Annotated in this window: 28 protein-coding genes; 11 read left to right on the top strand and 17 right to left on the bottom strand. The window is 70.3% G+C overall.

What is annotated here, in order from left to right; genetic code table 11:
- Nucleotides 1–70: 70 nt before the first annotated feature.
- On the bottom strand, nt 71–1,702 hold the full coding sequence (gene dacB / locus EAO75_RS11315) for a D-alanyl-D-alanine carboxypeptidase/D-alanyl-D-alanine-endopeptidase (protein ID WP_187284389.1): 1,632 nt from the start codon (nt 1,700–1,702) through the stop codon (nt 71–73).
- Between the two features lie 79 nt (nt 1,703–1,781).
- Here dacB and EAO75_RS11310 point away from each other — a divergent pair, with 79 nt between their 5' ends.
- A complete protein-coding gene (locus EAO75_RS11310) occupies nt 1,782–2,273 on the top strand; it encodes an inorganic diphosphatase (protein WP_147994916.1) in 492 nt (163 codons plus the stop codon).
- A gap of 118 nt (nt 2,274–2,391) precedes the next feature.
- Complete coding sequence (locus EAO75_RS11305) at nt 2,392–4,023, top strand: threonine/serine exporter ThrE family protein (RefSeq protein ID WP_147994915.1); 1,632 nt, start codon at nt 2,392–2,394, stop codon at nt 4,021–4,023.
- Nucleotides 4,024–4,050: 27 nt separating this feature from the next.
- Here the strand turns inward: EAO75_RS11305 and EAO75_RS11300 are convergent, their stop codons facing one another.
- The gene (locus EAO75_RS11300) at nt 4,051–4,950 is read right to left on the bottom strand and encodes a DedA family protein (RefSeq protein ID WP_147994914.1); all 900 of its coding nucleotides are present in this window, start codon (nt 4,948–4,950) and stop codon (nt 4,051–4,053) included.
- Nucleotides 4,951–5,087: 137 nt separating this feature from the next.
- Between EAO75_RS11300 and EAO75_RS11295 the strand changes: the two genes are divergently transcribed.
- The gene (locus EAO75_RS11295) at nt 5,088–5,453 is read left to right on the top strand and encodes a YbjQ family protein (RefSeq protein ID WP_147994913.1); all 366 of its coding nucleotides are present in this window, start codon (nt 5,088–5,090) and stop codon (nt 5,451–5,453) included.
- 27 nt (nt 5,454–5,480) lie between these two features.
- On the opposite strand, the gene EAO75_RS11290 is transcribed toward EAO75_RS11295, so the two are convergent.
- Nucleotides 5,481–6,242 carry a MerR family transcriptional regulator gene (locus EAO75_RS11290; RefSeq protein ID WP_147994912.1) on the bottom strand — a complete coding sequence of 254 codons (762 nt, stop codon included), beginning with the start codon at nt 6,240–6,242 and terminating at the stop codon, nt 5,481–5,483.
- An 88-nt stretch (nt 6,243–6,330) separates the two neighbouring features.
- Here EAO75_RS11290 and EAO75_RS11285 point away from each other — a divergent pair, with 88 nt between their 5' ends.
- Nucleotides 6,331–7,749, top strand: a complete 1,419-nt coding sequence (locus tag EAO75_RS11285; protein ID WP_147994911.1) for a glutamate decarboxylase — start codon at nt 6,331–6,333, stop codon at nt 7,747–7,749.
- 22 nt (nt 7,750–7,771) lie between these two features.
- Here the strand turns inward: EAO75_RS11285 and EAO75_RS11280 are convergent, their stop codons facing one another.
- The 5 genes from EAO75_RS11280 to EAO75_RS11260 all read right to left on the bottom strand — a co-directional run bounded on the left by EAO75_RS11280 (nt 7,772) and on the right by EAO75_RS11260 (nt 12,672).
- Complete coding sequence (locus EAO75_RS11280) at nt 7,772–8,533, bottom strand: ABC transporter permease (protein ID WP_147994910.1); 762 nt, start codon at nt 8,531–8,533, stop codon at nt 7,772–7,774.
- Nucleotides 8,530–9,510, bottom strand: coding sequence for an ATP-binding cassette domain-containing protein (locus EAO75_RS11275; RefSeq protein ID WP_147994909.1), 981 nt, complete (start codon nt 9,508–9,510; stop codon nt 8,530–8,532). Before EAO75_RS11275 ends, EAO75_RS11280 begins: the two co-directional genes overlap by 4 nt.
- Before the next feature lie 74 nt (nt 9,511–9,584).
- Complete coding sequence (locus EAO75_RS11270) at nt 9,585–10,226, bottom strand: PadR family transcriptional regulator (protein ID WP_147994908.1); 642 nt, start codon at nt 10,224–10,226, stop codon at nt 9,585–9,587.
- 69 nt (nt 10,227–10,295) lie between these two features.
- Nucleotides 10,296–11,756: an aldehyde dehydrogenase family protein gene (locus tag EAO75_RS11265; RefSeq protein ID WP_147994907.1), complete on the bottom strand. Its 1,461-nt coding sequence runs from the start codon at nt 11,754–11,756 to the stop codon at nt 10,296–10,298.
- 91 nt (nt 11,757–11,847) lie between these two features.
- Nucleotides 11,848–12,672, bottom strand: coding sequence for a helix-turn-helix domain-containing protein (locus EAO75_RS11260; protein WP_147995249.1), 825 nt, complete (start codon nt 12,670–12,672; stop codon nt 11,848–11,850).
- Nucleotides 12,673–13,005: 333 nt separating this feature from the next.
- Between EAO75_RS11260 and EAO75_RS11255 the strand changes: the two genes are divergently transcribed.
- Nucleotides 13,006–13,530, top strand: a complete 525-nt coding sequence (locus EAO75_RS11255) for an ATP-binding protein (protein ID WP_147994906.1) — start codon at nt 13,006–13,008, stop codon at nt 13,528–13,530.
- Between the two features lie 92 nt (nt 13,531–13,622).
- Here EAO75_RS11255 and EAO75_RS11250 read toward each other — a convergent pair whose 3' ends face one another.
- From EAO75_RS11250 to rpmG, 8 genes are all read right to left on the bottom strand, one after another.
- Entirely contained in the window at nt 13,623–13,901 is a 279-nt protein-coding gene (locus EAO75_RS11250; RefSeq protein WP_147994905.1) for a DUF397 domain-containing protein, read from the bottom strand.
- A 132-nt stretch (nt 13,902–14,033) separates the two neighbouring features.
- Nucleotides 14,034–14,519 (bottom strand): SRPBCC family protein, encoded by a 486-nt coding sequence (locus EAO75_RS11245; protein WP_147994904.1) that lies wholly within the window; start codon nt 14,517–14,519, stop codon nt 14,034–14,036.
- Nucleotides 14,516–14,869, bottom strand: coding sequence for an ArsR/SmtB family transcription factor (locus EAO75_RS11240; RefSeq protein WP_147994903.1), 354 nt, complete (start codon nt 14,867–14,869; stop codon nt 14,516–14,518). The genes EAO75_RS11245 and EAO75_RS11240 overlap by 4 nt, the downstream gene beginning before the upstream one ends.
- 15 nt (nt 14,870–14,884) lie before the next feature.
- Nucleotides 14,885–15,256, bottom strand: a complete 372-nt coding sequence (locus EAO75_RS11235; protein WP_147994902.1) for a VOC family protein — start codon at nt 15,254–15,256, stop codon at nt 14,885–14,887.
- 87 nt (nt 15,257–15,343) lie between these two features.
- Nucleotides 15,344–15,574 carry a 30S ribosomal protein S18 gene (gene rpsR / locus EAO75_RS11230; RefSeq protein WP_147994901.1) on the bottom strand — a complete coding sequence of 77 codons (231 nt, stop codon included), beginning with the start codon at nt 15,572–15,574 and terminating at the stop codon, nt 15,344–15,346.
- A 4-nt stretch (nt 15,575–15,578) separates the two neighbouring features.
- Nucleotides 15,579–16,772, bottom strand: coding sequence for a CobW family GTP-binding protein (locus EAO75_RS11225; RefSeq protein ID WP_147994900.1), 1,194 nt, complete (start codon nt 16,770–16,772; stop codon nt 15,579–15,581).
- A gap of 4 nt (nt 16,773–16,776) precedes the next feature.
- The gene (locus tag EAO75_RS11220; RefSeq protein WP_147994899.1) at nt 16,777–17,025 is read right to left on the bottom strand and encodes a type B 50S ribosomal protein L31; all 249 of its coding nucleotides are present in this window, start codon (nt 17,023–17,025) and stop codon (nt 16,777–16,779) included.
- Between the two features lie 8 nt (nt 17,026–17,033).
- Entirely contained in the window at nt 17,034–17,198 is a 165-nt protein-coding gene (gene rpmG / locus EAO75_RS11215) for a 50S ribosomal protein L33 (RefSeq protein ID WP_147994898.1), read from the bottom strand.
- Between the two features lie 62 nt (nt 17,199–17,260).
- Between rpmG and rpmB the strand changes: the two genes are divergently transcribed.
- The 4 genes from rpmB (at nt 17,261) to EAO75_RS11195 (ending at nt 19,013) form a co-directional block, all read left to right on the top strand.
- Entirely contained in the window at nt 17,261–17,497 is a 237-nt protein-coding gene (gene rpmB / locus EAO75_RS11210; RefSeq protein WP_147994897.1) for a 50S ribosomal protein L28, read from the top strand.
- Nucleotides 17,497–17,802 carry a 30S ribosomal protein S14 gene (gene rpsN, locus EAO75_RS11205; RefSeq protein ID WP_147994896.1) on the top strand — a complete coding sequence of 102 codons (306 nt, stop codon included), beginning with the start codon at nt 17,497–17,499 and terminating at the stop codon, nt 17,800–17,802. Before rpmB ends, rpsN begins: the two co-directional genes overlap by 1 nt.
- A 159-nt stretch (nt 17,803–17,961) precedes the next feature.
- The gene (locus EAO75_RS11200; RefSeq protein ID WP_147995248.1) at nt 17,962–18,435 is read left to right on the top strand and encodes a hypothetical protein; all 474 of its coding nucleotides are present in this window, start codon (nt 17,962–17,964) and stop codon (nt 18,433–18,435) included.
- A gap of 53 nt (nt 18,436–18,488) precedes the next feature.
- Nucleotides 18,489–19,013: a DUF4232 domain-containing protein gene (locus tag EAO75_RS11195; RefSeq protein ID WP_147994895.1), complete on the top strand. Its 525-nt coding sequence runs from the start codon at nt 18,489–18,491 to the stop codon at nt 19,011–19,013.
- Nucleotides 19,014–19,028: 15 nt separating this feature from the next.
- Here the strand turns inward: EAO75_RS11195 and EAO75_RS11190 are convergent, their stop codons facing one another.
- Entirely contained in the window at nt 19,029–20,144 is a 1,116-nt protein-coding gene (locus EAO75_RS11190; protein ID WP_147994894.1) for a DUF2786 domain-containing protein, read from the bottom strand.
- A 90-nt stretch (nt 20,145–20,234) separates the two neighbouring features.
- On the opposite strand from EAO75_RS11190, the gene EAO75_RS11185 reads away from it, so the two are divergent.
- Together EAO75_RS11185 and EAO75_RS11180 are read left to right on the top strand one after the other, a co-directional pair.
- A complete protein-coding gene (locus EAO75_RS11185; protein WP_147994893.1) occupies nt 20,235–20,999 on the top strand; it encodes a Clp protease N-terminal domain-containing protein in 765 nt (254 codons plus the stop codon).
- Nucleotides 21,000–21,051: 52 nt separating this feature from the next.
- On the top strand, nt 21,052–22,755 hold the full coding sequence (locus EAO75_RS11180; protein WP_147994892.1) for a bifunctional 3'-5' exonuclease/DNA polymerase: 1,704 nt from the start codon (nt 21,052–21,054) through the stop codon (nt 22,753–22,755).
- Nucleotides 22,756–23,146 lie beyond the last annotated feature (391 nt).

Here is a 23,146-nt window from a genome sequence, read left to right as displayed (position 1 = left end):
GTCAACCGTACGTGAGCGTTCCCACTTGGGGCAGGCCGTGGGGGTTTGCGGCGGCGGGGGTCGGAGGTGGTCAGCCGCAGCCGCACGCCGCCAGTGCCGTCGCCGTTCTGTCCAGCGCGGACCGGGCCGCCTCGGTGTCGGTGCCCGTCGACAGGAACGCGAAGGCGAGCAGGCGGCCGTCCTGGTCCACGACCGTGCCGGCCAGGGAGTTCACGCTGGACAGGGTGCCCGTCTTCGCTCGGACGATGCCGGCCGCGCCGTCCGTGTAGCGGCCGGCCAGGGTGCCCGTGAAGCCTGCCACGGGCAGGCCGGTCAGGACCGGGCGGAGTTCGGGGTGGGTCGGGTCTGCCGCCTTGGCCAGAAGTGCCGTGAGCAGGTCGGCGGTGAGTTTGTCGGCGCGGTTGAGGCCGCTGCCGTCCTTGAAGTCGGCGCCCGCCACCGGGAGCCCGAGCTTCTTCAGCTGAGCCCCGATCGCCTTGCCCGCGCCGGCGAAGTCGGCGCGCGCGCCGCTCGCCACGGCGGTCTGGCGGGCGAGGTGCTCGGCGATGTCGTTGTCGCTGTTGGTGAGCATGCGCTCGACCAGGGCGGACAGCGGCGGCGAGGAGACCTGGGCGAGCGACTGGGCTCGGCCGGTCGCCTTGGACGGGCCGGGCGCGGTCGTCTTGATGCCGTGGTCGGCGAGGAGGGCCGCGAACTTGACCGCCGCGTCCCTGGCCGGGTCCTCCACCCGCTCCACGGGGCCGCTGGTGGAGTCGTCGGGACGGGCCTCGTCGACCATGAGGGCGCTGACCGGGGCGAGGTTGCCGTTGTCCCCGATGGGGTGCAGTTCAGGGCCGGCGTAGAGCGTCTTGTCGTACGAAAGGGTGACCTGGCGCATGCCCCGCTGTGCCAGGGCCTCGGCAGTGCGGTCGGCCAGTTCGCGCAGGCTCGCCCAGCCTTCGGCGTCCTTGCGGGCCGTGAGGGTGGGGTCGCCACCGCCGACCAGGACCAGTTCCTTCGTGTCGGGTTCCAGGGCGGTACGGGTGGTGAGGCGGCGGTCGGGGCCCAGTGCGGCGAGGGCGGCCGCGGCGGTGGCGATCTTCGTGGTGGAGGCGGGCGTGAGGGCCTCGTCGGCGCCGTCGCCGTACAGGCGCTTGCCGCTGGCCACGTCGACGATCGCCGCCGAGCTGCGGCCGAGCGCCGGGTCGTCCAGGAGCGGGCCGACGAGGCCGGCGACGGCCTTGCCGTCCGGTGCCGTGTTCACGGCGCCGACACCGCCGCCCAGGCCGGTCAGGACGGAGGCCGCGCTGGGGGCCGGGCGGGGTTCTTCGGCCGATGTGCCGGAGGAATCGGATGTATCGGCATTACGGCCGTGATCTGTGCCACCCGTGCGCTTCTGGGCGGCCGCCCAGTCCCGCTCGGCCGTACGCTGACCGGTGGAGTCCCAGGGTCCGGCGGAGGTCACCACTGCGGCGGCCAGCGCCAGTCCGGCGGTGGCGGCGCCCGCGGTGTACTGCCAGGTCTTCGGCCTCGTGATCCGCGCGGCCTGCGGGGATACGGCTCGCGCGAACCGTGCGACCCGCGGTTTCGCGGCCGTCGCGGCGCGCGCGAGACGGGGGCGTACGGCCTCCGCGGCCCGTGCCAGACGGGGTCGTACGGCACTCGCGACCCGCGTCACATGCGGTCTCGCGGCTCGCCAAGGCCTCAGCTCTGGCACGACCACCAGCCCCTTTCGCGATCACACACCTGCGTGAGGGACACTTAACCACCAGAACTATGTGTTGATCATGGAGGAGCCACCGGTGGAGTTCGACGTCACGATCGAGATCCCGAAGGGTTCGCGGAACAAGTACGAGGTGGACCACGAGACCGGTCGGATCCGCCTGGACCGTCGACTCTTCACCTCGACCAGCTACCCGGCCGACTACGGCTTCGTCGAGAACACCCTCGGCGAGGACGGCGACCCGCTGGACGCGCTGGTCATCCTGGAGGAGCCGACCTTCCCCGGCTGCCTCATCAAGTGCCGTGCGATCGGCATGTTCCGGATGACCGACGAGGCGGGCGGCGACGACAAGCTGCTGTGCGTGCCGGCGTCCGACCCGCGCGTGGAGCACCTGCGCGACATCCACCACGTGTCGGAGTTCGACCGCCTGGAGATCCAGCACTTCTTCGAGGTGTACAAGGACCTGGAGCCCGGCAAGTCCGTCGAGGGCGCCGACTGGGTGGGCCGCACCGAGGCCGAGGTCGAGATCGAGCGTTCCTACAAGCGCTTCAAGGACCAGGGCGGCCACTGACGCAACCCTTGGCCTTTCGGCCATGTGAACGGGCTGTACGCGCACGCGTGCAGCCCGTTCGTGTGTCTGTGCGCATACTGAGTGCGGCAGGAGGTGTCGTACAGGGAGTGCTACGCAGGTGACGGACGCGGAGGACCGCAAGCCGCAGTCGGACGAGGCGAGGATGGCGTTCACGCCGCCCGCCGGGATCGAGGTGGGGGACAGCGAGTCGGAGACCACCTCCGAGTTCGCCCTGCCCAAGGGCCTGGGGGTGCCGCAGCCGCCGGTCCACGAACCCGAGCGCTCGGCGTTCAGCACGCCCAGCGGCTACGACGTCGAGGACGCCGTGCCCGCGTTCACCCCCGCCGGCGGCATACCGAAGATCAGCCTGACCAAGGACCTGCCGTGGCAGGACCGGATGCGCACGATGCTGCGCATGCCGGTGGCCGAGCGGCCCGCGCCGGAGCGGATGCCGAAAGCGGAGGAGGAGGGTCCGGCCGTCCCGCGCGTGCTCGACCTGACGCTTCGCATCGGCGAGCTGCTGCTGGCGGGCGGTGAGGGCGCGGAGGACGTGGAGGCCGCGATGTTCGCGGTCTGCCGGTCCTACGGACTGGACCGCTGCGAGCCGAACGTCACCTTCACGCTGCTGTCGATCTCGTACCAGCCCTCGCTGGTGGACGATCCGGTGTCGGCGGCGCGCACGGTACGGCGGCGCGGCACCGACTACACGCGTCTGGCGGCCGTGTACCAGCTCGTCGACGACCTCAGCGACCCGGAGAGCCACATCTCGCTGGAGGAGGCCTACGGGCGCCTCGCGGAGATCCGCCGCAACCGGCACCCGTACCCGACCTGGGTGCTCACCTCGGCGAGCGGGCTGCTCGCGGGCRCGGCATCCGTGCTGGTCGGCGGTGACCTGATCGTGTTCGTCGCGGCCATGATCGGCGCGATGCTCGGCGACCGGCTGGCGTGGCTGTGCGCGGGGCGGGGGCTGCCGGAGTTCTACCAGTTCACGGTGGCCGCGATGCCGCCGGCCGCGATAGGCGTCGCGCTGACCCTTGCCCACGTCGACGTGAAGGCGTCGGCGGTGATCACCGGTGGGCTGTTCGCGCTGCTGCCGGGGCGGGCGCTGGTGGCGGGCGTGCAGGACGGGCTGACCGGCTTCTACATCACCGCGTCGGCGCGGCTGCTGGAGGTCATGTACTTCTTCGTCGGCATCGTGGTCGGGGTGCTGGTGATCCTGTACTTCGGTGTGAACCTGGGCGCCAAGCTGGACCCTGACGCGGCGCTGAACATCTCCCCGCGGCCGTACTGGCAGATCGCCGCGTCGATGCTGCTGTCGCTGACCTTCGCGGTACTGCTCCAGCAGGAACGGTCCACCGTGCTCTCGGTGACCCTCAACGGGGGTGTCGCCTGGGTCGTGTACGGCGCCATGCACTACACCGGTGGGTTCTCGGCGGTTGCCTCAACGGCTGTCGCGGCCGGGCTGGTGGGGTTGTTCGGGCAGCTGATGGCGCGGTATCGGTTCGCGTCGGCGTTGCCGTACACCACCGCGGCGATCGGGCCCTTGCTGCCGGGTTCCGCGACGTATTTCGGGCTGTTGTCGATCGCGCAGAACAACGTCGACAAGGGGTTGGTGTCGTTGGCCACGGCCGCCTCGCTCGCCATGGCCATTGCCATCGGAGTCAATCTGGGGTCCGAGATCTCCCGGCTGTTCCTGCGGATCGGGTCCCCGGAGAAACGACGAGCCGCCAAGCGCACCCGAGGATTCTGAGCGCCTGGCGGCTCGGTCGCGGAGGCCTCAGTAACCCTGGTTCGGCGGGTACTGCTGGTTCTGCTGGCCGCCGTAGGGCTGCTGTTGGCCGTAGCCCTGGGGGTACTGCTGGGCGTACGGCTGCTGCTGTTGGGGCTGTTGGGGTTGCTGGCCGTAGTACTGCTGGTCGTAGCCGTACTGCTGCTGGCCGTGGTTGCCGTTCTGCTGCTGGGGCGGGTCGTCGGGCTCGATGCGGCGGAGCTGGGTCGTCGCGTCGTCCATCGCCTGGGGGTGCTGCTGGGCAGGGGCCGGAGCCTGTGCCGCCGCGCGCTTCTTCTTGGCGCGCTCGCGCAGGACCTCGATGAGGATCGGGACCACGGAGACGAAGACGATCAGGATGAGGATCGCCTCGACGTTCGTCTTGATGAACGTGATCTGACCGAGCCAGTAGCCCGCGAGGGTGACGCCGGTGCCCCAGGCGATACCGCCGATGACGTTGTACGTGAGGAATGTGGCGTACCTCATGCGGCCGGCACCCGCCACGATGGGGGCGAAGGTACGCACGATCGGCACGAAGCGCGCGAGGACGATCGCTTTCGGGCCGTACTTCTCCATGAACTCGTGCGCCTTCTCCAGGTTCTCCTTCTTGAAGAGCCTGGAGTTCGGGCGGTTGAAGAGCTTGGGCCCGAAGAACTTGCCGATCATGTAGCCGACCTGGTCGCCGATGACGGCCGCCAGGACGATGAGCGTGCAGACCAGCCACAGCGGCTGGCTGATGTAGTTCCCCTCGGCCACGAACAGGCCCGCCGTGAACAGCAGGGAGTCCCCGGGCAGGAACGCGAAGAGACCGGATTCGGCGAAGACGATCAGCAGGATGCCGGGGAGGCTGAAGGTCTCGATCAGATAGTCCGGACTGAGCCACTCGGGTGCGAGCGCAAGCGTGGTCACGGGATTGTGGCTCCTGCGGGGAAGGGGCGGGCGGGCTGTGACTGGCGCGTCAAAAGTATCAACGCCGCGCCGGTCGCCCAGGTTCCATGGACCCGTTCAGGATGCACTGTGCCCCCGCTCGGACAAAGCTGTGAGGCATGGGCATCGATGAGTACGGCGGCGGGCAGGGACCCCAGCCCGACGTTCTGGTAGTGACCACGAATGACGTCCCCGGACACCGGGTCACGGAGGTCATCGGCGAGGTCTTCGGACTGACCGTGCGCTCCCGGCRCGTCGGCAGTCAGATCGGCGCCGGGTTGAAGTCATTGGTCGGCGGTGAGCTCAAGGGGCTCACCAAGACGCTCGTTCAGACCCGCAACCAAGCCATGGAGCGGCTCGTCGAGCAGGCACGCGCGCGTGGCGCGAACGGTGTGCTGGCGTTCCGCTTCGACGTGACCGAGGCGGCCGACGTGGGCACCGAGGTGTGCGCCTACGGGACCGCGGTGGTCCTGGCCCGGGAGTGACCCGTACGGGGTCCCGGGCCAGGACCCTTATGCGGTCTGGCGGTCGGCGTTCGCGAGAATCGCTGCCCTCAAGTGCTCGGCGAGACCTGGGTGCATGGAGTCGTAGAACGCCTTGAAGCGCTCGTCGGCGACGTACATCTCGCCGAAGCACCGGTGCATCTCGTAGGGGACCTCGAAGTAGTACCGGCTCATGTGCTGCCGGTGTTCCTCGGCGAGGTCCATGGCCGCCTCACCGGACGGCTGCTCGTCGGCCGCCACGAGGGCCGCGTACCGCTGGCCCCAGTCGTCGACCTCGGCCTGAATGCGCTTCCAGTCCTCCTTGGTGTAGCTCGCGGCGCGGCGCTGTGACTCGGCGTACGCCTCCGTGTTGCCCCAGCGCTGTTCCGCCTCCTCGGCGTACTGCTCCGGGTCCTTGTCGCCGAAGACCTCGAAGCGTTCCTCCGGCGTGAGATTGATCCCCATCTTGCGTGCCTCCATGGCGTGCTCCACGGCCTCCGCCATCTTGCGCAGCTTCTCGATCCGGGCGGTCAGCAGCTCGTGCTGTCTGCGCAGGTGTTCGCGCGGGTCCGCGGCCGGGTCGTCGAGCAGGGCGGCGACCTCTTCGAGCGGGAAGCCGAGCTCTCGGTAGAACAGGATCTGCTGCAGCCGGTCGAGGTCGGCGCCGTTGTAGCGCCGGTGGCCCGCGTGGCTGCGCTCGCCGGGTACGAGCAGGCCGATGTCGTCGTAGTGGTGCAGGGTGCGCACCGTCACGCCGGCGAAGCCCGCGACCTGTCCCACGGAGTAGCTCACTTCCGCTCCCTTCTCGGTTCACGCTTCACACTGGGTCCTTACGCGACGTGAGGTGCAAGCCGGGCGGCTCGGTTCTACCGTCGATTGCATGCCACTGCATCGTGGGAACAGCGAAGCACCGGACAAGGACGGCCTGCGCAGGCTGTCCGTGAACCCCTTCTACGGCGAGGCGAACCCGGTCGGCGGCATGACCGAGGCCCCGCCCACGCATCGGCTCCCCGACGCCCCCATGTCGCCGTCGTCGGCGTATCAGCTGGTGCACGACGAGCTGATGCTGGACGGCAACTCACGGCTGAATCTCGCGACCTTCGTCACCACGTGGATGGAGCCGCAGGCGAGCGTATTGATGGCGGAGTGCCGCGACAAGAACATGATCGACAAGGACGAGTACCCGCGCACCGCCGAGCTGGAGCGGCGCTGTGTGGCGATACTTGCCGATCTGTGGAACGCGCCCGACCCGTCGGCGGCCGTGGGCTGCTCCACCACCGGCTCCAGCGAGGCGTGCATGCTCGCCGGGATGGCGCTGAAGCGGCGCTGGATGCGGCGCAACGCCGACCGTTACCCCGCCGCACGCCCCAACCTGGTGATGGGCATCAACGTCCAGGTCTGCTGGGACAAGTTCTGCAACTTCTGGGAGGTGGAGCCCCGGCTGGTGCCGATGGAGGGCGAGCGGTTCCATCTCGATCCGCAGGCGGCGGCCGAGCTGTGCGACGAGAACACCATCGGGGTCGTGGGGATCCTGGGCTCGACCTTCGACGGTTCGTACGAGCCGATCGCGGACCTGTGCGCCGCGCTCGACGCCCTCCAGGAGCGCACCGGGATCGATGTCCCGGTGCATGTCGACGGAGCGTCCGGCGCCATGGTGGCGCCGTTCCTCGACGAGGACCTCCGGTGGGACTTCCGGCAGCCGCGGGTCGCCTCGATCAACACCTCCGGGCACAAGTACGGCCTGGTCTACCCGGGCGTCGGCTGGGCCCTGTGGCGGGACAAGGAGGCGCTGCCCGAGGAGCTGGTGTTCCGCGTCAACTATCTGGGCGGCGACATGCCGACGTTCGCGCTGAACTTCTCGCGGCCGGGTGCGCAGGTCGTGGCGCAGTACTACTCGTTCCTGCGGTTGGGGCGGGAAGGGTTCCGGGCCGTGCAGCAGGCCGCGCGGGACGTGGCCGGGAAGGTCGCCGAGGCCGTGCAGAAGCTCGGCGATTTCCGGCTGCTGACCAGGGGTGACGACCTGCCCGTGTTCGCCTTCACGACGGCCCCGGACGTCAAGGCGTACGACGTCTTCGACGTCTCGCGACGGATGCGTGAGGCCGGCTGGCTGGTTCCTGCGTACACGTTCCCGCCGAACCGCGAGGACCTGTCGGTTCTGCGGGTGGTCTGCCGCAACGGTTTCTCCACCGATCTCGCCGAGCTGTTCGTGGAGGACCTGAGCCGGTCCCTGCCGGAGCTGCGCCGGCAGCCGCGCCCCTTCACCCAGGACAAGTCCGCGGCCACCGGCTTCCACCACTAGGGCCGGGCGAACTGCGGGGGCGTCAGCGGCTCAGGCGCGCGAACCGCCGTACCGCCAGCGGGAAGAACACAGCCAGGAGCACCAGCGGCCACAGGATCGCCGCGCCGAGGTGTTCGGTGCCGGTGCCGCCGAACAGGTCCCGTACGGCCGTCGCCGTATGGGACATCGGGTTCCACTCGACGACGGTGCCCAGCCAGCCGGGCATGGACTCGGGCAGGGCGAGGGCGTTGGACAGGAAGCCGATCGGCCAGACCAGGATCTGCACGGCCTGCACCAGCTCCGGCTTGCCGGCCACCAGGGCCAGCTGGATGCCGATCCACAGCATGGCGAAGCGGAAGAGCAGAAGCAGTCCCACGGCGCCCAGGAAGGCCCCCGGGCCGCCGTCGGCGCGCCAGCCGAGCGCGAATCCGACGCCCATGAGGACCAGCAGGGCCAGCGCCGACTGGAACATGTCGGCCACCGAACGGCCCACCAGCACCGCCCCGTTGGTCATCGGCATGGACCGGAACCGGTCGATCACGCCCTTGTTGAGGTCCTGGGTGACCGCGATCATCGTGCCCTCAAGGCCGAAGGCCATGGTGAGCGCGAGCATGCCGGGGACGAGGTAGTCGATGTAGGAGCCGCCGACGCCGCGGCCGCCGCCTATGAGGTAGCCGAACATCAGCAGCAGCATCACGGGGAAGACCAGGTTGACCACGACCTGCACGGGCTGGCGCGCCCAGTGGGCGAGTTCGCGGCGGGTCATGGTCCAGGAGTCGGCCAGGGCGTAGGCGTTCGTACTCATGCGGGCTCCTTCACTCGGTGGTCGTCCCCGGTGAGGTGCAGGAACACCTCGTCCAGCGTCGGTCGGCGCAGCGCGACGTCCTCGGCCTCGATCCCGGCCGCCTCCAGGGCCCGTACGACGCCGGAGAGCGCCGCCATCCGCTCGGTGACGCGGGCGCTGAGCAGACGGCGGTCGGGGTCCACCGACACGGCGTCCTTCGGTACGGGCAACAGGGCCACCGCGGCGCCCAGTTGGCCCGCGTCGCGCAGGACGACGTCGATGCGGTCGCCGCCGGTCGTCGTCTTGAGCTCGTCCGCCGTGCCGTCGGCGATGACCCGGCCGGCGTCGACGACCGAGATGCGGTGGGCGAGCTGGTCGGCCTCCTCCAGGTACTGGGTGGTGAGCAGGACCGTGGTGCCGCCGCCGACCAGGGAGCGGACGGCGGACCAGACCTCGGCGCGGCCGCGCGGGTCGAGGCCGGTGGTGGGTTCGTCCAGGAAGAGCACCTCGGGGTCGGCGCCGTGCCGGTCGCCGATGAGAGAGGCGGCCAGGTCGAGGCGGCGCCGCATGCCGCCGCTGTACTGCTTGACCGGCTTACGGCCGGTGTCGGCCAGGCCGAAGCGCTCCAGGAGCTCGCCGGCACGCACGCGCGCGTGGCGGGCGCCGAGGTGGTAGAGCCTGCCGAACATCTCCAGGTTCTGGCGGCCGTCCAACTCCTCGTCCAGGGCCGCGTGCTGGCCGAGGAGGCCGATGCGCAGGCGCACCTCGTACGCCTGGCGCACCACGTCGTGTCCGGCCACCTCGACGCGGCCGCTGTCGGGCCGCAGCAGGGTGGACAGGATGCGGACCAGGGTCGTCTTGCCCGCGCCGTTCGGGCCGAGCACTCCGTGCACGGTGCCGCGCGCGACCGTGAGGTCGAGCCCGTCCAGTGCGTACTTGCCGGCTTTGCCGCCGTACTTCTTGCGTGCCCCTTCGACGATGATCGCCGTGTCGGCCACTGAGAACTCCCTCGCTAGTCAAAGTTGACTACCAGCTCGAAGCTAGTACCCCGGAATCGGTTAGTCAAACTTGATTAGCGGTCGTCCTCCGGATGCCGCTCCCCCGTCGCGTACGGGTTCTCCTGATCCTCGGCGAGGACCCCGACGAAGGGATCGCCCTCCCCGGCGAATGTGTACGCGCCGTCCTCGATCCGCTCGATGAGCCCCTGGGTCCACTCGGCCTCGGCGTCGGCGGTGTGGATCCAGAGGTTCATGATCTCGCCGATGTGGCCGAGCTGTCCCGGGCCGGCCTCGGGCACGTAGTGCTCGGTGACGGCGGAGCGCCACTCCTCGATGCGCCGGATGCGCTCCTTGAGCAGGGCGACCGTCTCGCCGCGCGGCAGGTCGACCATGAAGCCGATGGCCGCCGACTTGACGTCCATCTTCTGGTCGTAGGAGGTCAGCGCCTCGCGGACCAGCCCGAGGTACTCCTCGATGCCCTTCTCGGTGATCTCGTACTCCGTGCGCGGCGGCCCGCCGGCCGTGGACGGCGCGATCTCATGGGCGTGCAGCAGCCCCTGCTTCGCCATCTGCTTCAGGGCGTGATAGATCGAGCCGGGCTTGGCGTTGGACCACTCGTGCGCGCCCCAGTACTCCAGGTCGTTGCGCACCTGGTACCCATGGGCCCGCCCGTGCTGCCGGACCGCACCGAGCACGAGGAGACGGATCGCTGACATGCGCTCCAGGTTATGACCGCGCCGGGCCGGGGCCGAGGTCAGCCCCGGAACGCGCCGCCGTGTGTCGGATCAGAACGGGAAGCCGCTGCGGCCGTGCTGCACCGAGATCCACTTCATCGTCGTGAACGCGTCCAGCATCGTCTCGCCGTTCAGGCGGCCGAGCCCGGAGTGCTTCTCGCCGCCGAAGGGGACGATCGGCTCGTCGTGGACGGTGCCGTCGTTCACGTGGAACATGCCCGTGTCGATCTGCTTGGCGAAGGCGACGCCGCGCTCGATGTTCCCGGTGTGGACGGCGCCGCTCAGGCCGTACGGGGTGTCGTTGACCAGGCGTACGGCCTCCTCCTCGCCGTCGAAGGTGGCGAGGAAGGCGACCGGGCCGAAGACCTCCTGCTTCAGCAGGGGCGAGTCGGCCGGGAGGCCGGTCAGGACCGAGGGCTCGACGAGGTTGTCCGTCGTCGTGCCGTGCACCAGGGCCGTGGCGCCCTCGGCGATGGCCTGCTCGACGGTGGCCGAAATGGCCTCCGCCTGGGAGGAGTTGATGACCGGGCCGATGACGGTCTCCGGGTCGCGCGGGTCGCCGGCCTTCAGCGACTTCACCTTGGCGACGAACTTCCCGGTGAACTCGTCCGCGACCGAGCGGTCCACGAGGACGCGGTTCGCGGCCATGCAGACCTGGCCCTGGTGGACGTACCGGCTGAAGACCGCCGCGTCGACGGCGTAGTCGATGTCGGCGTCGTCCAGGACCACCAGCGCGCTGTTGCCGCCGAGTTCGAGGACCGAGCGCTTGAAGTTCGAGGCGCAGACGGTGGCGACGTGGCGGCCGACCTTGTCGGAGCCGGTGAAGGAGATGACCTTCGGGACCGGGTGCTCGATGAAGGCGTCACCGATCTCGGCGATGTCCGTGATGACGACGTTGAGCAGACCGGCCGGCAGGCCCGCGTCCTCAAGGATCTTCGCGACCAGGGAGCCACCGCAGATCGGCGTGTTCTGGTGCGGCTTGAGAACGACGGCATTGCCGAGCGCGAGGGCCGGGGCGACCGACTTCAGCGACAGCAGGAAGGGGAAGTTGAAGGGGCTGATCACGCCCACGACGCCGACCGGCACGCGGTAGACGCGGTTCTCCTTGCCGTCCACCGGAGAGGGGATGATCCTGCCCTCGGGGCGCAGCGCCAGATGGACCGCCTCGCGCAGGAACTCCTTGGCGAGGTGCAGTTCGAACGCCGCCTTCAACCGGGTGCCGCCGAGCTCGGCGATGATCACCTCGGCGATCTCCTGCTCACGGTCCTCTATCAGGCGCAGTGCCTTCTCGAAGACGGCGCGGCGGGCATAGGGGTTGGTCGTGGCCCACTGCTTCTGGGCGCGCGCGGCCGCCTGGTAGGCGTCGTCCACCTCGTCGACCGTGGCTATGGTGATCGACGCCAGCTTCTCGCCGTCATACGGGTTGAAGTCGATGATGTCCCAGGAACCTGTGCCCGGGCGCCACTCACCGTCGATGTACTGCTGAGCCAGGTCGGTGAAGTAGGACGACATGTGATCCCTCAATCCCTAGCAGACCCGCGATCGGCACGGCCGCCATCGCGCTCGTCTTCACGGTCTGATCACACGTCATCGTACTTGCGATTCAAGAGAGTTGAAGGAGACCCCGGAGAAGATCCCGGCTCTCGTCCGGGCCCGGACTGTCCTGCTGGAGCTCCTTGAGCGCCGTCTCGTACTGGGCGACGTCCTCGTGCTTGTCGAGGTAGAGCGCGCTGGTGAGCTGCTCCAGGTAGACGACGTCCGACAGGTCGGACTCGGGGAAGCTGAGGATGGTGAAGGCGCCGGACTCGCCGGAGTGGCCGCCGAGGCTGAACGGCATGATCTGGAGCCGTACATTGGGCCGCTGGGAGATCTCGATCAGGTGCTGGAGCTGACCGCGCATCACCTCGCGGTCGCCGTAGGGACGGCGCAGGGCGGCCTCGTCCAGGACGATGTGGAACTCGGGGGCGTTCTCGTCGACGAGGTACTTCTGCCGCTCCAGGCGCAGCGCCACGCGCTTTTCGATGTCGGCGGCGCTCGCGCCCTTCATGCCGCGCCGGACCACCGCGCGGGCGTAGGCCTCGGTCTGCAGCAGGCCGTGCACGAACTGCACCTCGTAGGCGCGGATGAGACTGGCCGCGCCCTCCAGTCCGACATACGTGGGGAACCAGCTGGGCAGGACGTCCGAGTAACTGTGCCACCAGCCGGCCACGTTGGCCTCGCGGGCGAGGGACACCAGCGAGCCGCGCTCCTGTTCGTCCGTGATGCCGTACAGCGTCAGCAGGTCCTCGACGTCACGCGTCTTGAAGCTCACCCGACCCAACTCCATGCGGCTGATCTTCGACTCGGACGCACGGATCGAGTACCCCGCGGCCTCGCGCGTGATCCCTCGCGCCTCCCGCAGCCGCCTCAGTTGCGAGCCGAGCAGCATGCGCCGCACCACCGATCCGGGCTCTCCCGCGCTCACGTTCGCCAGCCTCCCCAACCGTCTTCAGGGCCCGCAGTCTGCCACTAAATCACTTCGAGCAGTACTCGTCCGATTACAGAGACGGAAAGAAGACAAGGATTTCACCCAGGAAGGAGACACCGGAACGCAAGGAGAGGGAGGGAAGTTGGCGGAAAAAATGGCCAACAAGCGGTACGGGAGCGTCCAATTCGGTCACGTGCACGTGCATCTGCCCTTGCATCTGCCCTTCGCATCGGAAACCATGGTCCCGCGCAACCGCTGCATCGCAACGACCGCGAACTCCCGGGAGTGCCTCGCATGGGGACGAATGGATCGACCATGCTCGAGCCGTTACGGCAGGGCCTTCCGCCACTGGATCCCGCAGCCGTCTCCAGCGCCGCCTCCTGCGCTCTGCCCGCCCGTTACGAAGCGGTGCGCGAGGCACGGAAGTTCACCCGCCGCACGATGGACCAGTGGGACCTGGGCCACCGCTTCGACGACGTCTGCCTCGTGGTGTCGGAGCTGGTGACCAACGCACTGCGGCACGCGCTGCCGGCCGGTGCGCAGCGGTTGCCGGAGCAGACGCCACCCGTGCGGCTGCATCTGATGCGGTGGACGGAGCGGCTGGTGTGCGCGGTGCGCGACCCCAGTCACGACAGTCCGGTGGCACGCGACTCCGACGACTTCTCCGCGGAGTCCGGGCGCGGTCTCTTCCTCGTCGACTCCTTCAGCGACAGCTGGGGATGGCAACCGCTGGCGGGTTCGCTCAGCGGGAAGGTGGTCTGGGCGCTGTTCCGGCTGCAGCCGGGGCAGGCGACCACAGGTGGTTCGGCGGACTCATGAACCGCGGCGCTCGCTGGCGCCGCGGTTCTACGCGCGTTACCGAGCGATAGGCGAGGATTGCCCTCAGTTGCGCACCAGAGTGGACGGGTGGGTCAGCCCGCGACCAGGTGGTCGAACTCGCCGTCCTTGACGCCGAGGAGCATGGCCTCGATCTCGGCGCGGGTGTAGACGAGCGCCGGGCCGTCCGGGAAGCGCGAGTTGCGTACCGCCACGTCCCCGCCGGGCAGCCGCGCGAACTCCACGCAGGAACCCTGCGAGTTGCTGTGCCGGCTCTTCTGCCAGGCAACCCCGTACAGCTCCGTGGCCGCCATGCCGTTGTACACGTCGTGGTCCACAGGTCGCTCCCCGGTGGTGCGGTGGCTCGAGGCCATTGAGGCAAGAGGTGGTGCAGTGGTGCGGAAGTCAACTGCTTCCGGATCATAGCTCTGTTCACGTGCAACTGCATGAGCAGATGCACGTGCACGCGGGGTGTTCCTGTGGTTACTCCTGTGACGTACGCGGGACTACATGCGTTCCAGCGTTTGCCCCAGGGATCGCATCACATGCGTCCGCCAGCCGCCGCCCATGATCTTCCTGGCCATGAGTTGAGCGGGGTCGTCCGGATCGAATCCCTCGTGCACTAGGAACAGACGCGTTCCGCGCCCTTCTTGTTCCAAACGCCAAGTAACCTTCCACTTGGCGGAGTTGGCCGGAGATGGGTCACTCCAGCCCAGGCTCAGCATCCGCCCGGCCTCGTACGCCAGGACCTCCACCTCGACGGTGCCGGAGAAGTCGGTGTTGGGCCGCGGCACGGAGGTCATCGTGTACCGGTGCCCGATCTCCAGCCGGAAGCCCTCGACGCCCTGCATCTGCCACTGCACGAGCAGCTCGGGCTCGGTCAGGGCACGCCAGACCTTGGCGGGCGGGTGCGCGAAGTACTGGTCCACGCGGATGACGGTCAGGTCGTCGTCGGGCTCGGGGCCGAGGTGGGGGCCGGGTTCGGTGCTCATGCCGGCTCATCGTCGGGCATGCGGTCGAGCAGATCGCCGAGGCCCTTCATACGGTCGCGCCAGAACCGCTCGTACGGATGGAGCCAGTCCTGCACCTCGGCGAGCGGGGCGGCCTCCAGTCGGTAGATGCGCTGCCGGCCTGAGCGCTCCTCGGAGACGAGGCCGGCGTCCCGGAGCACCTTCAGATGCTCCGAGAGGCTGGGGCGGCGCATGTCGAAGTGATCGGCCAGGACCTGGACCGGCTGGGGCCCGCCGTCACGCAGCAGCCGCAGCACCTCGCGGCGGGTGCCGTTGGCGAGCGCGGCGAAGACGCGGTCCTCCATGGCCTCCCGGGCCCCGGTCGCGGTCATGCCCTGCCCTTTCCGTTACTGAGCGGCCTCCGTCAGCAGCATCAGGCCGTTGCCGTCGGGGTCCTGGAAGCCGGCCATCCGCCCCCAGGGCATGGCGTCCGGCCCCTGCACGGGGACGCCTGCCTCCGCGAGCCGGGCACAGTCCGCGTCGACATCGGTCGTGACCAACATGATCCCCCGGGTCGAGCCCGCCTCAAAACCGCCCATCCCGGGGCCGGAGAGCGTGAAGACCGTCTGCGCGCCCTTGGGCGCGACCTGGAGCCACCTCCCCTGCGGCATGTCCAGATCGGCGGTGACCTCGAAGCCGAGGACCTCCGTGTAGAAGCGCAGGGCGCGGTCCTGGTCCGCGACGGGGAGCGTGACGAAGGAGGCGTGAGTGATGTTCATGGGAACGACAATAGGTAGGAGATTCCCTACGCGTCAAACGTAGGAAATCTCCTACCTATGGATCGGTGGAGCCAGGGCACCGAACCGCTACCGGGGCGAGTACGGCAGCAGCGCCATCTCCCGCGCGTTCTTGATGGCCTTCGCCAGCTTTCGCTGCTGCTGGACCGTCACGCGGGTGACGCGGCGGCTGCGGATCTTGCCGCGGTCGGAGATGAACCGGCGCAGGAGGTCGGTGTCCTTGTAGTCGATGTGGGTGATGCCGGCCTGGTCCAGGGGGTTGGGCTTCCTGACGGGCTTGCGTTCGGGCTTGCGGGGCATGGGGTCAGACCTCCAGGAGGGTGTCGAAGGCGGGCGGAAGCCGCTTCCAGGCGGCGCGGCCGGCGGCGTACTCGGCGTCGGTGAGCAGGCAGGACTCAAGGAGCCGTTCGAGGCCGTCGCGGTCCAGGCCGGGCGAGGTGAAGACCAGGTGCTGGCAGCAGTCGCCGTGCTCGGGGTGCCAGTCCAGCGCGGCGGCGGCCCGGCGCACCGGCGGGACCATGTCCCAGGCCGCGTCGGGCAGCGAGGCGAGCCAGGGGCCGGCGCTCTCCACGCACAGGGCGCCGCCCGCCGCGTCCCAGTGCAGCAGCACGTCGGGCTTGTCGGCGAGCCAGAAGCGGCCCCTGCTGCGGGCTGCCGCGCAGGTGATGTCCTCCAGGGCCTCGTACAGCCGCTCCGGGTGGAAGGGACGGCGGCGGTGCCAGACCAGGGTGCCGATGCCATGCGCGTCGGCCTCGGCGGGGAGCAGGGCGCACGCCGGATGCTGGGCGGCCGCGGCCGCCTCGATGTCGAAGCCGCCCAGTGCCGCCCGGGCCAGGGGCGACGCGGGGCGACGCCGTGGGGCGGGCACCGTCAGGTCGTCCCGCTCCGCGCCCACCGGGTCACCGTGGCCGATCGGGACCTGGCGGGCCGTCGGGTGGAGCTGGGCGAGCAGCTCGCGGTCCTCGTCGTCGGCGTCCGGGGAGTCGGCGACGGCGAGGACGGGGGCGTACTCCAGCTGGCGCGCGAAGGTGTCGGCGACGGTGCGCTGGTCGGTCGCCGCGGCCGCCAGGCCGCGCTCGGCCAGGTCGTCGCCGTTGCCCAGATACGGCAGCACCAACGCCGGGTCGACCGCGGTGAGCACGCCGGTGACCGTGAGCCCGCCGGCCGTGACCACCTCGGCCATGGCCTTCGGCTCGACCGAGTCCCACAGTTCGACGACGGCCATGCGCGTGCCGCCCGCGTCCCGGATCCTCAGCAGCTCCGGCACCAGGTCCTCGCGCAGGGCGCAGCAGGCGCAGTCGTTGACGAGGGGCGCCTCGCCGGCGTCGAGGAGGCCGGTGGCGTCACGGACCGTCCGCACGACAGTGCCGGCGGCGGCCGTCGCCAGGTCGTGGTGGAGGACGACGCTGTCGGGGACGTCGGCGAGCAGCCGCGCCACGGCCGCCTTGCGGGCGTCGGCGTGCAGCCCGCCGACGATCACGACGGAGAGGTCGGGCACCGCGTCAGCCCTGCTTTCCGTACCGGCGCTCGAAGCGCTCCACGCGGCCGGCGGTGTCCAGGACGCGGGCCGTGCCGGTGTAGAAGGGGTGGCTGACGTTCGAGATCTCGACGTCGACGACGGGGTAGGTGTTGCCGTCCTCCCACTCGATCGTCTTCTCGCTGGTCATCGTCGAGCGGGTGAGGAAGGCGTGGCTCGCGGCACGGTCCCGGAAGACGACGGGGCCGTAGGCCGGGTGGATTCCGTTGCGCATGACTGTCTTCAGCGCTCCTCTCGGAAGTCGACGTGGCGGCCCGCGACCGGGTCGTACTTGCGCAGGGTCATGCGGTCGGGGTCGCTTCGGCGGTTCTTGCGGGTCACATAGGTGAAACCGGTGCCGGCGGTGGACCGGAGCTTGATGACCGGGCGGAGTTCGTTGCGTGGCATGCTGCTATCTTACTGAAAATGAATTCCATTAACAGTAGCGCTCGAGGAGAGGTTCGTCACCCATGTCCGCCCACTGCATGCTGACCGGCGCCAAGCCCGGTTTCGGCAACACCGTTTCCCACTCGCACCGGCGCACCTCCCGCCGCTTCGACCCCAACATCCAGACCAAGCGGTACTGGCTGCCCGGCGAGGGCCGGCACGTGCGGCTGCGGCTGAGCACCAAGGGGATCAAGACGGTCGACGCCATCGGTGTCGAGGCGGCCGTCGCGCGGATCCGCGCCCGGGGAGTGAGGGTCTGATGGCCAAGAAGAGCAAGATCGCGAAGAACCGGCAGCGGCAGGAGGTCGTCGCGCGGTACGCGGAGCGGCGGGCCGAGCTGAAGGAGATCATCCGGCGACCGTCGTCCACGGACGCCGAACGGCTCGCCGCCCAGCGCGAGTTGGGCCGCCAGCCGAGGGACGCGTCCGCCACGCGCGTACGCAACCGCGACCAGGTGGACGGACGGCCGCGCGGCTACTTCCGCACCTTCGGGCTGTCCCGGGTGAGCCTGCGGGGGCAGGCGCACGCCGGATATCTGCCAGGGGTGCGCAAGGCGTCCTGGTAGGCCGGGCGAATGCTGGGGTCCCGACACGACTCCCTGGTAACTTGCTGCGGTCGTTTCGGCCACGTCGGCCGAAACGGCCGTATGCCGACCGCTACAGCTTGGGAGCTTCCAGTGACCTCGGCGACTTACTCGCGCACGCGCACGATGTCGGGCCGGCGGATGCGGGCCGCGGCCCTGGCCGCGACACTGGCGGGCGCGCTCGCACTGACCGCGTGCAGCAGCGACGGCGACTCAGGCGGTGACGACAGCCCCAGCGGCTCCGCGACCGGGAGCGCCGACACCGGCGGCGGCACGGGCGGAGGGTCCGCCTCCGCGTCCGGTGAGCTGGAGGGCAGCTGGCTCGCCACGACCGACGGCAAGGCCGTCGCGCTGGTCGTCACCGGCAAGCAGGCCGGCCTCTTCGCGACCGGCGGGACCGTGTGCAGCGGGACCGCCGGCGAGGAGGGCGGGATGAAGATGATCCGTCTGAAGTGCACCGACGGCAGCAAGGACCGGGCGATCGGGATGGTCGAATCCGTCGGCAAGGCCTCGCTGAAGGTGACCTGGAAGGACGGCCTCGGCGCGGAGACGTACACCAAGGCGGAAGGCGGCAAGCTGCCTACGGGGCTGCCCACGGCCGGTCTGGGATCGTGAGGTTTGATTCGGTCACTGCCCGCGATGACCGACGTGACTCCCCGAAGGACCTCATGCGCGCCACCACCCTCACCGTCGCCGCCCTCTCCGCGGCCCTCCTCCTGACCGCCTGCTCCAGCGGCGGGGACGGGGACAGCGACCAGGACCGCAAGGCCGCCGCCTCCTGCGTCGACGAACTGGCCGTGGAGTTCGGACCGGCCAACGCCGCCCCCGCCGCAGGGGACACCGGCAATGTGCCCGTCACCGTCACCAACCGCGGCGGTGCCGAGTGCGCCCTGGACGGCCTGCCCGCGGTCGAGTTCGACGCGGGCGCCGCCTCGACGGCCGTCGCGCCCGACCAGGCCGCCCCGTCGGGGAAGACCGAGCTCGCGAAGGGCGCCTCCACGTCCTTCACGCTCACCTACGTGCGGGGCGAGGAGGGCGGCGGCAAGAGCCTCGTCGCGCAGAAGGCGAAGGTGACGCTGCCCGGGTCCACCAAGGGGCACAGCTTCAAGTGGTCGTACGGCGCCGTCGCGTTGAAGAGCGACGGGAAGACGCCGGACGCCTCGGTGAGCGGGTTCCAGCGGTCCGGCGACTGACGCCGGGCCGACGGTTCAGGGAAGCGGCCGGCGTGGTGCCATCTGTGCCCGGTCGGCCGCCTCCGCGCCCTGCACCCAGCCCGCCTCGTCGCTGACGCCACGCAGGCGGGTCGTGGTGGTCTCGGGGAACATCCGGTCCAGGCGGCCGGTGACCGCCACCTCGCGCGAGGCGAGGACCGGGAGCAGGTCCTCGGTCACCTGCGTCCGCGCCGCCGCGTCCAGTCGGGTGCCGATGCGGTGGGCGTAGGCCGCCAGGAACGACTGCCGGAAGGTCTTGGTCCGCTTGCGGCCGCCCGCACGCTGGGCCGCCTCCGCCCTCGCCATCGCGGACTGGGCCTGCACGAGGAGCGAGGTGTAGAGGAGTTCGACCACCTCCAGGTCGGCCTCGAAGCCGACGACGGTGGAGAAGGCGAAGGGCTCGTTCCACACGGCACGGCAGTGGTTGGCACTCGCCACCGCGTCCAGCAGAACGGCCTTCGCCTGCTCGTACGGCGGCTCCACACCGATCCGGTAGGCGCCGGGCGCGTCCTTGGCGTCGGGCGCGCGGGACGCCAGCAGGGCCTCGTCGATGCTGTGCCGGGCCATCAGCTCCTGCGCCTTGGCGCTGAGCGCCTCCGCCTCCTCGGGGAACCCGGTCGCCTCCGCCTTCGCCAGCAGCGCGCGGATGCGGGTGAGCATGCGGGACTCGGGCCGGGCGGCCTTTCCGGCCGGACCGGGGGCCTCGTCGAGGGGCTCCAGCGCGGGCAGGCGCAGCAGCAGGCGGTACAGCTCCAGGACGGCGGTGGCATGCGAGAAGCGGTCGCCGCGGGCCGGGGCCTCGGTGGGCAGGTCGTCGAGCTGCGCCTGCCAGCGCGGGCCGCGGGGGCGGTCGTGCGGTACCTGTGCGCGGATCAGCGCCGCGAGCAGTCGTATGTGTACGTCGTCCAGCTCGCGCCGCACCAGCCGTACGGCATCAGCCGGCTGCCAGCCGCGCCGCCAGGCCGCCGCCACGAACTCCTCGCCGCGCCGGGCGAGTTCGGCGTCCGACCCCGGGTCGGCCGCGAGCAGGGAGGCGCCCGTGTCGAGGGTGCTGTGCTCGGTGCCGTAGAGGGCCGCCTCGAAGGCGCGGTCGACGGTGCTGGGCGTACTCACCAAGGGATCGTAAATCCGTTGTGCCAGGAGGGCGAAGATCGATGTCAACCTCGGGTTGACACTCCCTGTGTGTCAACCTACGGTTGACACATGTCGACGAACCCGACCACCATCACGTCATCCGTACGTCTCGACGAACTCATCGCGGCCATCAAGAAGGTCCACCCCGAACCCCTCGAACAGCTCGAGGACGCGGTGATCGCCGCCGATCACCTCGGCGAGGTGGCCGACCATCTGATCGGCCATTTCGTGGACCAGGCGCGGCGGTCCGGCGCTTCCTGGTCCGACATCGGCAAGAGCATGGGCGTCACCCGGCAGGCCGCGCAGAAGCGGTTCGTGCCGAAGGAGGGCACCGACCTCGACCCCCAGCAGGGCTTCGGCCGCTACACGCCGCGTGCCCGCAATGTGGTCGTCGCCGCGCACAACGAGGCCATCGCGGCCCGCAACCCCGAGGGCCGTCCCGAGCACCTCGTCCTCGGTCTGCTGGCCGAGCCGGACGGCATCGCCGCCAAGGCGATCACGGCCAAGGGCGTCCTGCTGGACTCCGTGCGCCAGGCCGCCGCCGCCGCGCTGCCGCCCGCGGCCGACGAGGTCCCCGAGCTCATCCCCTACGGCTCCGACGCCAAGAAGGTCCTGGAGCTCACCTTCCGCGAGGCCCTGCGCCTCGGACACAACTACATCGGCACCGAGCACATCCTGCTGGCCCTGCTGGAGTTCGAGAACGGCACCGGCGTCCTGTCCGGCCTCGGCCTCACCAAGCAGGAGGTCGAGCAGTACATCGTCGAGCTGCTCTCCCAGTTCCTCAAGAGCGGCGAGGAGACCACCAAGCAGGCCCGGGAGCAGGGCGAAGGGTAGGGCGAGAGGCAGGGCCGGGGCCGTTGTCAGACCCGGGTGCCACACTCGCAGCATGACCGACCGGTGGGCACTCGCTCCGGCCGAGGACGGCGGCGTGGAGGTCGCCCCCCTCGGCCCGGACGGGCTGCTCGCCGGGCCGGTGCGCCGGGAGCCGGATCCGGCCGCGGCCGTGCGCGGGCGGCCGGAGGTCGCGCGATGGGTGTGGCGGTCCACCCCCGAGGTCTATCCACGGCTGCTCGCCACGGGGGTGCGAGTGCAGCGGTGCTACGACATCGAGGACGCCGAGACACTCCTGCTCGGCCACGAGGGGCGCTACGGCGAACCGAGATCGGCCGCGGCGGCGCTGGCCCGGCTGCGGGGCGGTGCCGTACCGTCCGATCCGCCCCAGCGCTCGGCCGAACCCGGCGCACAGTCCCCGCTCTTCGAGCCACAGGCGGTCCATGTCCCGCTCGCCGACCTCGTCGAGGTCTACGCCGAGCAGCAGCGGCGGCACGAGCGGACCGGGCACCCGGAGCGGATGCGGCTGCTGACGGCGGCGGAGTCGGCGGGGATGCTCGTGGCCGCCGAGATGAACCGGGCGGGGCTGCCGTGGAGCGCCGACGTGCACCGCGCGGTGCTGCACGAGTTGCTGGGCGAGCGGTATGCCGGCGGCGGGGAGCCGCGCCGGCTGGCCGAGCTGGCGGACGAGGTGTCGGCGGCGTTCGGGCGCCGGGTGCGGCCCGACCTGCCGGCCGATGTGATCAAGGCCTTCGCGCAGGCCGGCATCAAGATCAGATCGACCCGGCGCTGGGAGATCGAGACCCTCGACCATCCGGCCGTGAAGCCCCTGATCGAGTACAAGAAGCTGTATCGGATCTGGGTGGCCCACGGCTGGTCCTGGCTCCAGGACTGGGTGCGTGACGGGCGGTTCCGGCCGGAGTTCCTCGCCGGCGGGACGGTCACCGGGCGATGGGTGACCAACGGCGGGGGCGGGTTGCAGATCCCCAAGGTCATCCGGCGTGCGGTGGTCGCAAACCCGGGCTGGCGGCTCGTGGTGGCCGACGCCGACCAGATGGAGCCGCGCGTGCTCGCCGCGATCTCCCGTGATCCCGGGCTGATGGAGGTGGCCGGGCGGGAAACCGACCTGTACCAGTCGGTGTCCGACCGCGCCTTCTCCGGGGATCGCACCCAGGCCAAACTCGCCGTACTGGGCGCCGTCTACGGGCAGACCTCCGGCGACGGCCTCAAGAACCTCGCCGCGCTCAGACGCCGCTTCCCCAAGGCGGTGGCCTACGTCGACGACGCGGCGCGGGCCGGCGAGGAGGGGCGGCTCGTGCGGACGTGGCTGGGACGGACCTGTCCGCCGGCGGCCGGGGCGACGGACGACGCGGTCGAGGAGGCCGGCATTCCGATGTCGGTCGAGCAGGGCGAGCCGGCCGAAGGTTCCGGGCCGCAGGAATGGGTGCCGGGCTACGCCTCCACCAACGCCCGCGCGCGGGGCCGCTTCGCGCGCAACTTCGTCGTGCAGGGCAGCGCCGCCGACTGGGCACTCCTGCTGCTCGCCGCCCTGCGGCAGGCCTGCACTGGGATGGCGGCGGAGCTGGTCTTCTTCCAGCACGACGAGGTGATCGTGCACTGTCCCGAGGAGGAGGCCGAGACGGTGGTGACGGCGATCCGGGAGGCGGCGGAGCTGGCCGGACGACTGACGTTCGGCCAGACGCCGGTGCGGTTTCCGTTCACCACGGCGGTGGTGGAGTGCTACGCCGACGCGAAGTGACCGGCGTGGTGGCGGACGTTCCTGGCGCCAGGTCCCCGGGGTGACCGCGCGAGGCGTTCGACATGGCCGACGCGATGGCCGACGCGATGGCCGTCGCGTGTCGCGGAACACAATCGACGAGCTGTCAGCGACCTGTCGGCATGGCTTAATCTGATCACTACATCGGGTCCGGCCCGACGGTGCGCGCGTACGACGCGCAGCTCGGGGGAGCGTCGCCGCCGTGGCCGGATCCGGGGACTCAGTCGGGTCCCGGTCGGCAGAGGTGAACGACCGGGACCCGCGTCCCGCCCCTCCTCCCCCGGCCACGTCAGCGACATCACCGAGAACGCCCTGCGCGACCTCTTCCTCCCCCTCGGCCTGGTCGACGTGAAGGTGGCGGCGCTGGGGGAGG

This window comes from Streptomyces sp. UW30, from assembly GCF_008042075.1.
Classification (GTDB): Bacteria; Actinomycetota; Actinomycetes; order Streptomycetales; family Streptomycetaceae; genus Streptomyces.
This window is presented reverse-complemented; position numbering and strand designations above follow the sequence as displayed.